Annotated in this window: 12 protein-coding genes and 1 tRNA gene; 5 read left to right on the forward strand and 8 right to left on the reverse strand. The window is 67.5% G+C overall.

The genetic code is table 11. The features are described 5' to 3' along the window. Positions 1-43: 43 nt before the first annotated feature. Positions 44-1,339 carry an MFS transporter gene (locus tag ACOZ4N_RS06240; protein ID WP_424019067.1) on the forward strand — a complete coding sequence of 432 codons (1,296 nt, stop codon included), beginning with the start codon at positions 44-46 and terminating at the stop codon, positions 1,337-1,339. A 1-nt stretch (position 1,340) separates the two neighbouring features. Here ACOZ4N_RS06240 and pdhA read toward each other — a convergent pair whose 3' ends face one another. Next, on the reverse strand, positions 1,341-2,456 hold the full coding sequence (pdhA, locus tag ACOZ4N_RS06245) for a pyruvate dehydrogenase (acetyl-transferring) E1 component subunit alpha (RefSeq protein WP_424019068.1): 1,116 nt from the start codon (positions 2,454-2,456) through the stop codon (positions 1,341-1,343). Between the two features lie 100 nt (positions 2,457-2,556). On the opposite strand from pdhA, the gene ACOZ4N_RS06250 reads away from it, so the two are divergent. Together ACOZ4N_RS06250 and ACOZ4N_RS06255 are read left to right on the forward strand one after the other, a co-directional pair. Further along, the gene (locus ACOZ4N_RS06250) at positions 2,557-2,982 is read left to right on the forward strand and encodes a hypothetical protein (protein WP_424019069.1); all 426 of its coding nucleotides are present in this window, start codon (positions 2,557-2,559) and stop codon (positions 2,980-2,982) included. Positions 2,983-3,065: 83 nt separating this feature from the next. Continuing rightward, on the forward strand, positions 3,066-3,758 hold the full coding sequence (locus tag ACOZ4N_RS06255) for a phosphoribosyltransferase (protein WP_424019070.1): 693 nt from the start codon (positions 3,066-3,068) through the stop codon (positions 3,756-3,758). 27 nt (positions 3,759-3,785) lie between these two features. On the opposite strand, the gene ACOZ4N_RS06260 is transcribed toward ACOZ4N_RS06255, so the two are convergent. The 6 genes from ACOZ4N_RS06260 to ACOZ4N_RS06285 form a co-directional block, all read right to left on the reverse strand. Next, entirely contained in the window at positions 3,786-4,103 is a 318-nt protein-coding gene (locus tag ACOZ4N_RS06260; protein ID WP_424019071.1) for a DUF6684 family protein, read from the reverse strand. Between the two features lie 382 nt (positions 4,104-4,485). Next, positions 4,486-4,556 (reverse strand) — tRNA-Gly (locus tag ACOZ4N_RS06265). A gap of 154 nt (positions 4,557-4,710) precedes the next feature. Further along, positions 4,711-5,373 (reverse strand): class I SAM-dependent methyltransferase, encoded by a 663-nt coding sequence (locus ACOZ4N_RS06270; protein WP_424019072.1) that lies wholly within the window; start codon positions 5,371-5,373, stop codon positions 4,711-4,713. Between the two features lie 36 nt (positions 5,374-5,409). Beyond that, positions 5,410-7,824, reverse strand: a complete 2,415-nt coding sequence (locus tag ACOZ4N_RS06275) for a type II secretion system F family protein (RefSeq protein WP_424019073.1) — start codon at positions 7,822-7,824, stop codon at positions 5,410-5,412. Between the two features lies 1 nt (position 7,825). Continuing rightward, the gene (locus ACOZ4N_RS06280; protein WP_424019074.1) at positions 7,826-9,457 is read right to left on the reverse strand and encodes a type II/IV secretion system ATPase subunit; all 1,632 of its coding nucleotides are present in this window, start codon (positions 9,455-9,457) and stop codon (positions 7,826-7,828) included. Between the two features lie 123 nt (positions 9,458-9,580). Next, positions 9,581-10,195, reverse strand: a complete 615-nt coding sequence (locus ACOZ4N_RS06285) for a DUF7549 family protein (RefSeq protein ID WP_424019075.1) — start codon at positions 10,193-10,195, stop codon at positions 9,581-9,583. 116 nt (positions 10,196-10,311) lie between these two features. Between ACOZ4N_RS06285 and ACOZ4N_RS06290 the strand changes: the two genes are divergently transcribed. Both ACOZ4N_RS06290 and ACOZ4N_RS06295 read left to right on the forward strand, forming a co-directional pair. Then, entirely contained in the window at positions 10,312-10,752 is a 441-nt protein-coding gene (locus ACOZ4N_RS06290) for a DUF5793 family protein (RefSeq protein WP_424019076.1), read from the forward strand. Between the two features lie 61 nt (positions 10,753-10,813). Continuing rightward, complete coding sequence (locus ACOZ4N_RS06295) at positions 10,814-12,160, forward strand: phosphomannomutase (RefSeq protein ID WP_424019077.1); 1,347 nt, start codon at positions 10,814-10,816, stop codon at positions 12,158-12,160. Here ACOZ4N_RS06295 and ACOZ4N_RS06300 read toward each other — a convergent pair. Then, positions 12,157-12,954, reverse strand: a complete 798-nt coding sequence (locus ACOZ4N_RS06300) for a hypothetical protein (RefSeq protein WP_424019078.1) — start codon at positions 12,952-12,954, stop codon at positions 12,157-12,159. The two genes, ACOZ4N_RS06295 and ACOZ4N_RS06300, sit on opposite strands and share 4 nt — an antisense overlap. Positions 12,955-13,044: the final 90 nt, after the last annotated feature.

Below are 13,044 nucleotides of genomic sequence, written 5' to 3' on the forward strand. Positions count from 1 at the left end.
GGCGAGACGTAACCCCTTATTCTCGCGGGTGCCGAACGCGACCGTGAGCGAGGATGCCGGCGGTGCGCTGGGGTTGTTGAAAAACGCCGAGTTTCGCGCGCTCGCCAGCACCGCCTTCGCCCGGAGTCAGGCCTACTCGACGATCATCATCGCCCTTGCCCTGTACGCCGACCTGTTCTCGACCTCCGGGTTCGTCGAGGGTCTGTTCGGGACCGTCTTCGCCCTCACGCAACTGCTGATCGTCCTGCCACTGGGGCGGTACGTCGACACGAACAACGCGAAACGTATCCTCCTGCTCGGCCTCGGCATCAACGTCGTCACTTTCGTCGGGTTCACGCTGGTCTCGGCGGTCGAACACGTCCTGCTCGTCCGGATTCTCCAGGGACTGGGCGCGAGCATCCTCTGGATCACCGGGACGACTGTCGTCGGCGAGATCGGCCCCGAGGACGCCCGCGGCCGCTGGCTCGGCGCGTACAACCAGGTCGGCGCGTTCTCCAGCCTCGCGGGCGACGTGGTCGGCGGTCTCCTGCTCACTCTCTACGGATTCACGCTCACCTACGCCGTGTTGAGCGGCGTCACCCTCCTGTCGGGTCTGCTGGTCTATCGCCACCTCCGGGACGACCCGGGCGGACAGGCCGACCCCGACGACCAGGGGAGCGTCGAGACGTTCCGCCTGTTGCTCGACCGGACGACGGTCCGCGCGCTGGTGATCTTCCGCCTCGGCCTCAGTTTCGGGAAGATGGCCGTCCTGATCTTCCTGCCCATCTACGCCCGGACCGGGTTCGGCATGTCCGCGCTGTTCGTCGGCGGCATCCTCGCGGGCGGGAAGCTGACGAAGGCGCTCACGCAGGGGTACGTCGGCGACCTCACCGACCGGATCGGCCGGAAACACCGCTTCGTCTTCGTGGGGGCCATGCTGTACGCGCTCGGCGCGGCGCTGATCCCCCTCGCGGAGTTCGCGGTCGGAGTGGTGCCGGCGGTCGCGGTCCCGATTCCGGGCGCGGCCGCCGTCACCCTCCCGCCTGCCTTCCTCCCGCTGTTCGTCGCCTTCGGCGTCTGTGGCGTCGCGGACAGCATCCGCCTGCCCGCGAGCATGGCGCTGTTCGTCGAGGAGGGCGAGCAGTTCGACGCCGTCGCCGGGAGCATGTCGCTGCGCTCCATCGCCTGGAAAGTCGGTCAGGTCGTCGGCCCGGTGACCGTCGGGACGCTCTGGGACTACACCGACGTGTTCGTCGCGTTCTGGACCGCCAGCGCGCTCATCGCCGTCGCGACCGTTGCCTTCCTCGTCCTCTACCGGGTCGATCCCGCCGAGGGTGTGGAGACGGCGACCGCCGACTGACTCACTCCTCGTCCAGCAACGCCTCGTCGCCGTGGCGCTCCCGGAGCGCCCGGAACGCTTCCCGTTGCTCCCGGATCCGAGGCGTGTCGGACTCGTAGGCGTTGGCGAACAGTTGCTCGGGATCGGGTTCGAACTGCTCGGCGGCGTCGATCAGGTCCGCGACTCGCTCGCGGGCCGCCTCCTGTATCGCGTCGATCCGCTCGTCGTCGAGCAGGCCGCGCTCGCGGAGGAACGTCTCCATCCGCGGGATGGGATCGCGCTCTTTCCACTCCTCGACCTCCTCGTCGTCGCGGTAGACCGACGGGTCGTCGGCGGTCGTGTGCGCGCCGAAGCGGTACATGATCGCCTCGATCAGCGTGGGCCGACACTGCTCGTCGTCCGGGTCCCTCGCCTTGCGGACGGCCTGCCGGGTCACCTCGTAGACGGCGAGGGGGTCCATCCCGTCGACCTGGATGCCGTCGATGCCGTAGGCGTCGGCCTTCCCGGCGATGGTCGGACTCGCGGTCTGGCGCTCGCGGGGGTGCGAGATGGCGTACTGGTTGTTGTTACAGAAGAAGATCGCCGGCACGTCGAAGACGCCGGCGTAATTCAGCGCCTCGTGGAAGTCGCCCTCGCTGGTCGCGCCGTCCCCGAAGTGACAGGCGACGATCCGGTCGTCGCCCTTGAGTTTCGAGGCCCATGCCATCCCCGTCGCGTGGGGGAGGTGGGAGGCGATGGAGATGTTCAGCGGGAAGACGTTCTTCTCGGCGAGCCACTCGTTGCCCCGCTCGTGACCCATCCAGTAGAGCAGGTACTCCGGCTCCAGCCCGCGGACGACGACGGCCCCGTGTTCGCGATACTGGAAGGAGATCCAGTCCTCGTCGGCCAGGGCGTGGGTCGAGCCGATCTGGGCCCCTTCCTGGCCGGCAAGCGAGGGGTAGGTGCCGAGCCGTCCCTGTCGCTGGAGGCTGATCATCCGTTCGTCGAAGTGGCGAGCGAGCCACAGCTGGCGGTACATCTCGACGAGTCGCTCGTCCGGGAGGTCCGGCACCGACGCGCCCTCCAGGACGTGGCCGTCTTCGTCGAGGACCTGCACGCGGTCGCTGGCGTCGTCGCCCAGGCTCCCCTGATTCGTCACGGTGTGGAATGGGCACGGAGCACCGGGACATAATGGTATCGCTCGGAGAGGTGATCCACCCCGACACAATCGTTTTGTACTGGCGGCCGTATCTTTGGGTATGGGTAACACGCCTACCCAACAGCCCTACGAAGGCGACTCCCCAGGCGCGGACGAATCGGATGCCGGCGGGTCGGTGCGGGAGGCGGTAGTCGGGTTCGTGCGGTCTACCCTCGGTCGCGTGCGCCGCCGCATCTCGGTGTTCCCGACACTGAATCTCGCGTCGGCGTTCGTCGTCGACGATACGGAAGTCGCCGACTCCCGCCGCCTCCGCCCTGCCCACCGGGACGAGGATGTGGACCCCGACGACACGCAGCCGGCGTTGCCGGACCGCTCGCTCCCCCTGGTCCAGCCTGCCCGCGACACCGGCCAGGAGAACGCGCCCGACCTCGAAGCCACCGAGGACGACGGCCAGCTCTCGATCTACTATCCGGACCGGGCGGACGCGCGGATCACCTCCGACACCTGGGAAGACGTCGAACCGTGAGGGTGCAGGTCCGCCGGCCCAGCCACAGCGCAGGCGGTGACATTCAAGTTCTCGGCGCTCCGGGGGGTAAACGGTGACTACGCGTGTCCGATCTGCCGGATGAATTCGACTGCACGATCACGAACTGGGAGTACATCTACGGCCTCTGTCGCGACGTGAGCGATCAGGTCAAGGCCGCCGACTTCGAGCCCGACATCGTCGTCGCGCTCGCCCGCGGCGGCTGGTTCGCCGGCCGCTGTTGCTGTGACTTCCTCGGCCTCGACGACCTGACGAGTCTCAAGATGGAACACTACGTCGGCGCGGCCGAGAAGTCCGACGAACCCACCGTCCGCTACCCCATGCCCGAGGGCTCCGTCAAGGGCAAAGACGTGCTGATCGTCGACGACATCGCCGACACCGGCGGCTCGATCAGCCGCGCCCACGACTACGTGACAGACCGGGACTGCCACGAGGTCCGCACCGCCACCCTCCAGCTTCTGGGCACCAGCTCTTTCGAGCCCGACTTCGTCGGCGAACGCCTCGCCGACTGGACCTGGGTCGTCTACCCCTGGAACTTCGTCGAGGACATGATCGACCTCGTCTCCGACGTGATGGGCAAAGCCGACGGGGACGTGTTCACCGAGACCGAGATCCGCGGCGCGCTCCGGGAGGTCCACGGCATCGAACGCATCGAGATGGAGATCGCCCAGCCCGACCGCTTCGACGAGGTGATGGCCGAGATGGTCCGCCGCGACGTGGCCGAAGCGTCGGGTGACGGCTGGCGGCTGGTGGAGTGACCGGGCGTCCGCGACGACCGGTCGAACTCAGTTTTCGCCCTCGTACTCGTTCGCCGCACTCCCTTCGAGCGGACTGTCCTCGCCGCTGATGACCCACCCGGCGACGACGCTGACGAGGACGACCCCGCCGATCAGCGCCCCGTGAAAGAGGAGGAGCGGATCGCCACCCACGCCGCCCGACGAGAAAAGTCCGAACAGCAGGACGAACGCCGCGATGATCGCGATGGGGACGACGTTGACGAACAGATCCGAGAGCAGTTGCCTGTCGAAGCCGCTCCGGCCCGTGTTCGAATGTTCGGGCTGCGTCTCGCCTCCCGTCTCCGCCGACTCGGTGTCTCGTGCCATCGTCGGTTCGACATCGTTGGTCAGGGCGTAGAGACGATTAATTCCTGCTCTTCCGGGCTGTCGGTCACACGGGCCCGCTGAGTGCGACTCCAAGGGGTCGAATCGCCTCGTACCGCAATCGTCGCTCACCGTTTGCTCGCTCCACTCACGGCTCGCGACGCTCGCCGTTCGTATCCCCGAGGCGCTCACTTCGTTCGCGCCTCACAATGCGGCGACCGGGAGTGCGCGACCACGTCGCGCACGTCGACCGACTTCGTCGGTCGGAATTTGAACCGGAGGGAGACATTCCTGCTCGCCTCGCTCCGCTCGGCTGTGCGGGCTGTGACTCCCAGGGTTCAAATCCCTCTGCGATACCTGCGACTCACGAATTGTTCGTCAGGAATGCGGCGACCGGGATTTGAACCCGGGCCATGAGCTTGGAAGGCTCAGGTCCTACCACTAGACCATCGCCGCACATCGTTCACTTCGTTCACTCGTGCGGCGTAGATCGCAAATCCGTCGGATTTGCTCACCATCGCCGCTCGAACGTCGCCCCGACCGGGCGCGCCAGTGATCCAGGCTGGATCGCCGCGGCACGAGGTGACAGCCGAGTGTTCCGCGTGGCGATTTATGTGGCTTTCCCTTCGCCGTCGGCCACCACGGCGTAACAGTTCCCGCTGGAGACGAACACCTCGACCGGTGCCAGCCCACTCGCGTCCAGATCCGCCCGGAACTCCGCGGGGCTGTAGATGTGATAGAACCGCGGCACGCGCTCGCCGCCGGGGAGCGTCCAGTCCACGGTGGTGTCGAACCCCTCGTCTGCATCGAACCGGTCGTGGGCCGTACTCCAGGCGCTGACGAGGGCCCGCCCCTCCGGCGCGAGGACGCGAGCGAGTTCGTCCAGACTCGCCACGCGCAACTCGCGAGTGGGGAGGTGGTGTAGCGTCGCGACGTACACGGCCAGGTCCACGGTCCCGGTCGAGACCGGGAGCGAAGACGCGTCGCCCTGCACCAGGCGGACGGCCGAACTCGCGTCGGTACCGGCGACGCGCTCGCGGGCCGCGTCGAGGAGGCCGCGACTCACGTCGAGGGCGCAGACGCGATCCGTCGCGTCGGCCAGCAGTTCGGCGTGGCGGCCGTTGCCACAGCCGATATCGAGGCCCAGGGTACCGGAACGGTCGGCGAGAAAGGACTCGACTTCCGGCCAGGCGTACTCGCGGGTGGCCGAGAAGTGGTCGGCGATCCGGTCGTAGGTGTCCCGGACGCCAGCACGGGCCGGGTCGTCGTCCATGCTCGCGCTTTCGGGCCGTGGCTCAAGACGATTGTGTTAGCCGAAGGTGAATTCCACCTGATTGGCGTCGGCGCTGGGCGGATAGACGCCATCGGTATCGTTGCCCTCGTCGTAGGTCCGGTCATCGTCGGTGTCCATGTGCGGTATCAGGACGATGGTCTCCTCGTCGTCGACCTCCTGACTGAGCTGGATGGTGATGTCCTCGGAGGTCCCGGCGGGGAGGTACTCGCTCACGCCCAGGACCTTCCCGTCGGCGGTACTCTGGCGGACGACGATGAACCCGCCTTCCGAGAGCGACGCGGACTCGACGTTCACTTCGGCTTTCCCGCCGAACTGGGCCTCCATGTTCATCGACGCGACGGGCGAGGAGAGCAACACGAAGACGACGTAGGCCACGGTCAACAGGATCGCGGCGTGTTTCACGCCGTCACGGATCGACCCCTCACCGAGCTGGCCGCCGACGAGGCCCGAAAAGAAGGCCTGGACCATCCCGACGTGGAAGAAGACGAGGGTGTAGGCGGCCTTGTTGACGCTCCCGAAGCGGGTGAACTGGCTCGGGTCGACGCCGAGCCGGTTGTTCGAGGACGGCGTTGGCACGCTGTTGGGCAGGCTCGGGACCAGCACCTCCTCGACGGCGACGATGATGACGAGGAACACGAGGAAGGCGACGTAGATGACGACGAGGTAGGTGAGCATCTGCCGGCGGCGCTGGCGTTTCATCCGCAGGTCCGCGCGGGCCTGCGTGGCGGCGATCCGCAGGACAGCGCCGATGTTCCCGCTGGCCCGCATCGCGTTGGTCAACAGCGTCACGGCGCGGGTGACGGGGATGGTCCGGACGCGGGTGCCGAACCGGACGAGCGCTTCCTCGACGTTCGCGCCGAGGCTGATGTCGGCCCAGATGCGTTCGATCTCGTCGGTCAGCGCGCCGAGATCACTCCCGCGGATGCGGTCGAAGCTCTCCACGACGGACATCCCGGCCTCGTTGAGGCTGGCGAGGCGTTCGAGCATCTCGGGGGAGGCGGCCTCGACCCGCCCGAGCCGGCGCTGCTGGGCGTACCGGACGACGGCGTAGGTGCCGAGGACGAACAGGAGCCCCTGAATGAGCAGGTCGTCGAGGACGCGGACGTTGACGCCGACGCCGGTGAGCGCGGCCGGCAGGCGCAGTGCGGTGACGACGACCGCGAGCGGGATCGTCACGTACAACAGCGCCGACGGGTTCCGCAGCACCGTCTCGACGGGGGCGTTGAGGACGCGCTTGTACCGCTGGAGCCGGTCGTAGATGGCCAGTCGCTCGAAGTTGTGCGCCAGCGCGTTCGTGTGACCCCCGTCGGCGGCGGGCACGTCACCACCCTGGGACGTACCGCCGCCCACGAGCGAGGACTCGTCCGGGACCGACACGCCGTCGCTCCCGATACCCAGGAGTTCCAGTCGCTGGTTCAGAAACACCATGAACCCGACGTTGGCGAGCGGGATCGCCAGATACCCGAGCAACTGGAGGATGCCCAGCGTGTCGGTCGTCGTGAGGCCGAACACGAGCAAGACGGTGATCAGAAAGAGCGTCCCCGCGACGAGGACGGTGACGTACGCTTCGGCGATGGTCGCCAGCAGTTCGAGCAGTTCCTCCTGCCGTTCCTCGGCTTCCTCCTGGTAGCGCTCGTACTGGTCGTGGAGGAACTGCGGGAGGCTCTGACCGCTCTGGAGGACCGACGAGAGGTTCTCGCTGAACGTCTTGTACTCCTCGCTGGGAGTCCGTTTCGACATCCGGCGGATGGCGTTGATCATGTCGGTGCCGAACAGGTCCATCTGCCGGACGGCGACCGACATCTCGCGGGCGCTCTCCCCGTAGATCCGCCTGTTGTCCGCCAGCGTGCGCATGATGACCGGGAACGGCATGCCACCGCGCGAGAGCGCGTAGAGGAAGGCGACGGTCCGGGCGAGACTCTCGTTGATCCGACGGCGGCGCGCCTCGGCGCGACTGGCCAGCAGTTGCCAGCGCATCGTGTAGGCCAGCGCACCCGACACGAGCGACGAGACGACACCGCCGGCGACGGCGACCGCGAGGAACACGTCGGGCGCGAGTTCGAGCGACCAGGTCGAGGGGCGTCCCAGCACCGCCGTCATCGTGTTGGGCAGGCCCGCCAGCAGGCCGCCGATCAGCGGGATGGCGAGGATCAGTCCGGCGACGACGTAGCCGCCGACGATCCCGCCCAGCACGGCGAACAGCACCGCGTAGAGGTAGGTCTTGGCCGCGTAGGCCCGATAGGTCTCCGGGACGTAGGCCGACTGTAACAGTTCCTTCCGGTCGATCCTGTCGCCGACGAACCGGCCGAACACGCCCCGGGAGATTCGGGTCAGCCGGCGGTTGAGTGACTCGCTCGATCCGGCCGCGATCAGAATGGCTCCGAGGCCGAGCGCGACGAGGGCCGGGACGAGCGAGAGTGGCGAGACCATGTCAGGATTCCACTTCGACGCCGGCGTCCTCGATCCGGTCGAGGACGGTTCCGCTGTCGGCGTAGTACTTGTTCACCATCGCCGTGAACCGCCGGTAGTCGTTGACGCCCTCCTCGCGGAGGTACTTGAGGAACTTCTTGCGGTTCCGGATCTCGCGGAGCAACTCGGACTGGCTCCAGCCCCGCTCCTCGCGGATCTCGTCGAGCAGATCGCTCCCGCTGTCGGAGAACTGGTCCTCGGTGGCTCGCCAGGAGTATGTGTTCGAGTAGTCCAGTTCACCGGTCCGCTGGTCGATGCCCTCGATCTCTGCGAGAGTGCGCATCCGGCGGACGCGCTCGCCCTGACTCCGCGTGAGGACCTGCACGCAGAGCACGTCCAGCGACTGGACCATCGGTCGCGGGACGTTGATGGGTTCGTTCTCCAGCCGATTGATGACGGTCTGGACGGAGTCGGCGTGCATCGTCGAGAACGTGGTGTGACCGGTGTTCATCGCCTGGAAAAGAGTGATCGCTTCCTCGCCCCGGACCTCGCCGACGATGATGTACTCGGGCCGGTGGCGCAGGGCCGACCGGAGCAGGTCGTACATCGTGATGTCGTCGTCGTCCAGGCGCTCGCGAGTCACCGACGAGAGCCAGTTGTCGTGGTACAGCGAGAGTTCGCGGGTGTCCTCGATGGTCAGCACCTTCGCCCGCGGCGGGATGAACATGGAGACGGCGTTCATCGAGGTGGTCTTGCCCGCCGCGGTCCCGCCCGCAAAGAGGAGCGAGCGGTTGTTCTCGATACAGAGCCAGAGAAAGGCGAGCATGTCGAGGTTCGCGGTGCCGTACTCCAGCAGGTCGATCGGCGTGAACGGCTCGTCGGCGTACTTCCGGATGGTGAACGCGGACCCGCGGGGCGTCACTTCCTCGCCGAGCGCCAGCTCGATCCGGGAGCCGTCGGGCAGGGTCGCCGAGACCACCGGATCGGAGACGCTGACGTGGCGACCCGAGCGCTGGGCCAGCTGGATGACGAAGTTCGACAGTTCCTGGCTCTCGAAGGTGACGTTCGTCTCCACGTCGGTGTAGTCGTCGTGATAGACGAAGATGGGCAGGTTGGGCCCGTCACAGGAGATGTCCTCGACGTGGGGATCGTGCATGATCGGGTCGATCTGCCCGTAGCCGTGGAACCGCCGGTGCAGGTAGTAGAACAGCCGGTAGAACGATTCGAGACTGATGTCGACGCCGTACTCCTCCAGGCGGTCCTGGAGTTCCTCGCGCAGTGCGGCCTCGGGGTCGTCGGCCACGTCCTCGCGGTACAACAGCGGTTCGCGGATGTCCTCTGCCAGCCGGTCGAGGAGTTCGGCCTCCAGTTCGTCCAGCTGGGGCTCGACGACGTGATAGAGGTGTTTGTCGTCCTCGTGGTCGTAGTTGATCGAGACGAACGAGAAGGGAACGTTCAGCCAGTAGCGGTCGGTCTCCTCGTAGCCCGGCAGGCCGGAAAAGGAGATGAGCCGGTCGTGTTTGTCCGGGTCGTAGTTCTGCACCGGGAGCGTCGTCCCCCGGAGCAGGTCGGCGGTATAGGAGAGCCAGCGGCGTACCTCCTCGACTCGTGACTCACCGACCTCGTCACCGGCGCTCGCGTTCTGTCCTGCCATAGATCGACCTCGCCGTCCGGCGAATGCGTTACTGGCGCTTACGGACCCACTTACTTAAATTCGCATCTCGTTTCCGTCCGTTTAATCGTGCAAACTGACAGGTCCCTGGCGGCTGCGGGCGCCTCACTCCTCGCTGGTTTCGTCGGGTTCGGTGTTGTCGGGGTCCGCGTCGGTCCCGGACGCCTCGACGTCGGGGTCGTCGACCCGTTCGACCCGGAGCAGGGTGTACGCGAAGGCGAACTGGAAGACGACGCCGACGGGCAACAGGATGCCGGGGAAGGCGTCGGTCGCGATGCCGGAGATCGGAAGCGCGCCGAACTGGAGGAGACCGCTGGCGACGGTGTGGAGGACGGCGGCGACGAGCAGGAGGCCGCCCATGATGCGAACGGGGTCCCGCCGGGCCGTTCGGAAGCGCTCCTCGAAGACGTACATGGCCAGACTCAGCAGGACGGCGAGGCCGACGACGGCGGCACCGACGGTCCAGACGGCGAACGGGAGCGGGCCGGGCGCGTCGCTGTAGTAGGCGATGGCCTCCCACGGGGGCATGATGAGCGGGTTCGGTCCCGGTACTTCGATGCCCAGCAGGACCCGGATCAACAGGAACGGAAAGTGAAACTCGATCAGCGATCCCCCCTGAATCTCGCCGATGGAGACCGAGATCGACCACGGGATGAGTGCGCTCAGCCAGGCCGACACGACGGCGAGTTCCTCGGCGTACTCCGACTTCACCCAGACCATACCAGCCCTCCCGAACGCGTCCGTCAAAAATCCCCACGCCGCGGCCGGAAATCACCGGGCACATCTGAAACAGGCGTTACGTTCATTGGTTCGGACGACGTAGGTTGTCATACTGAATGAGGCGCGATTACTTCAAACTCGAGTTGCGCGACGTGGCGGACGATCCAGTCGAGCAACCGACGGTACACATCGAGTACGACGGCCCGTCGGACGAACTCGAGACGCGCCTGACACCCGGGACCGACCTCGACCTGGCTTTCCGCTTCCAGACGCCGGTCGACGACCCCGACGCCGACGGCGTCCTCGCCATCACCGAACGGCTGACCGGCGACTTCGTCCTCGAAGTCAACGCCGACGCCGACGACATCCTCGACCTCGTCGACGCCGCGAAGGCCTACGGCCAGGAGGAGAGCGACGCCCCCGGCTGTTACAGCCTCGAAATCGACGTGGCCGGCGGCGACCGCTACACCACCGACAAGCGGACACTGCTGGTCTACGACGACGACGGGAGTCTCCTCCGGAACCACTCGCTGATCCCCTCCGGCGTCGAACTCTGAGCGGTCCGGCGAGACGGGCGGACCGCCTGCCTCTAAGTGTGTGTCGCCGCTCTCGGTAGCTATGGAACTGTTCGGAACGGCCGGCATCCGCGGCCCGGTCGACCAGCAGGTGACGCCCGAGTTGGCGCTGTCGGTCGGTCGCGCGGCGGCGGCCGACGGCGACGAGTTCGTCCTGGGACGCGACGGACGGGAGACGAGTCAGGCGCTCGCGGCGGCGGTCGCCGCCGGCCTGGAGAGCGGCGGCGCGACCGTCCGTCGGGTCGGCGAAGTGCCCACACCGGCGCTCGCCTACGCCTCGCAGGATCGACGTGGCGTGATGATCACCGCCAGCCACAACCCGCCGACCGACAACGGACTGAAACTGTTCGTCGACGGGCAGGAGTACGGCGACGACGCCGAAGCTCGGATCGAACAGCGCGTCGCTGGGGAACCCGATCCGGTGGCCTGGGACGCCTGGGGCGGAGCCACGGACCTCGACGTACTGGAACGCTATCGTGAGGCCGTCGTGACCTACGCGGAGGGATTCGGAGCCGCTCCGGACGGGTTGACGGTGGCCGTCGACTGTGGGAACGGCGTGGGCAGCGTCGCGACGCCACAGGTCCTCCGGGCGCTCGGGGCCGACGTGCGGGCGCTGAACGCGACCGTCGACGGCCACTTCCCCGGCCGGGAGAGCAAGCCGACCCCGGAGAGCCTGGCCGATCTCCGCGCGTTCGTCGCCGACGGTGACGCCGATATCGGCATCGGACACGACGGCGACGCCGACCGGATCGTCCTCGTCGACGAATCGGGCGAGGTGGTCCACGAGGACACCGTGCTGGCGATTCTGGCCGAGCGGTACGTCCGCGAGAGCGCCGCGGGTGACCCGGTGGTGGTGACGACGCCCAACGCATCGGCACGGATCGACGAGCGGGTCGAGGCCGCGGGCGGTCGCGTCGAGCGGACGGCGCTCGGTATCCTCCACGAGGGACTGACCGCGGCCCGCGCCGCAGGCGACGGGGAGACCGAGGTCGTGTTCGCCGCCGAACCGTGGAAACACATGCACACCGGGTTCGGCGACTGGATCGACGGCGTGGTCAGCGCGGCCGTCCTCACGCGACTCGTCGCGGCGTCGGGCCTCGACCGCCTGCGCGAACCGGTGACCGAACGGCCCTACCGGAAGGAGAACGTCCGGTGTCCGGACGACACCAAAGCCGAGGCCATGGCGACTCTCGAAACACGGCTCCCCGAGCGGTTCCCGGAAGCCACCGTCGAAACCGAGTACGGCGTTCGGCTCTCCTTTCCCGACGCATCGTGGCTACTCGTCCGGCCGAGCGGGACGGAACCGTACGTCAGAATCTACGCGGAGAGCGACGACGTGGACGCGCTGATTTCGGACGCGGTCGCGACCGTCGAACGCGCCGTGGACTAGCGGCTGGCGTGGCTCTCGAACGTGGACCGTAGCTGGTCGGGATCGGGGCCCGACGAGAGGTCGAGCCGGTACACGTCGGCGAACCAGCCGCGTGGCCGGATCACCAGCGAGTCCTCGGCGACGGTAAACGAGTCAACCTCCTCCCAGCCGGTGAACGCACCGTCGACGGCCAGCCCGGCGTCGGTGACGACGACGGTCCGGTCGTCCGACCGGAGGACGGCCAGCGCGAGCGGCACGACGACGAGCAATCCGAGGACCGCCGCGATGGACGCCTGCCCCGACAGCACCAGCACCCCGAGCAAGCCGGCGACGGCACCCAGTCCGACGGCCAGCGCACCGTAGGTGATCCGGCGTTCCCGCTTGTCGGGACGGGTCTGGAAGCTGTACAGGACGGTGGCGGCTTCGATCCGGGAGACCGTCACCGAACGAGTGCCGAGTTCGACCAGCGCGACCGCCGGTCCGACGGCCAACACGCCGAGCGTCGCCGGTCGGCCCAGCAGCGTCAGCGGGCTGATCCCGGGATTGTGTGCGAGGAGCGCGATGAGCCACACGAGGTAGCCCAGCGGCAGGACGACGGGCGGCACGGCCAGCGGTAGCGACGTGGCCAACCGCTCCACGTCGAGACGATTCCCCACCCAGTACCCGAGTCCACCGGCGACGAGGCCGGCGACCGCCAGGCTGATCCAGGGGTCGAGGAGGCCGGATACCCCCGCCAGCGCCGCGGCGAACGGCCCCACGACCAGCGCGCAGTAGGTCCCCACCAGTGACCGATAGAGCGAACGCGTGTACCGCATGCCCGTCCATTGTCAATAGTCCCTCATAAATCGTCCGTCAGTTCTCGCCGCGGAGTCGGGCTAGGTATTTGTCCGGTCGCCCCGTCGGCA

It is taken from the genome of Halorientalis pallida, from assembly GCF_049605515.1.
In the GTDB taxonomy this organism is placed as follows: domain Archaea; phylum Halobacteriota; class Halobacteria; order Halobacteriales; family Haloarculaceae; genus Halorientalis; species Halorientalis pallida_A.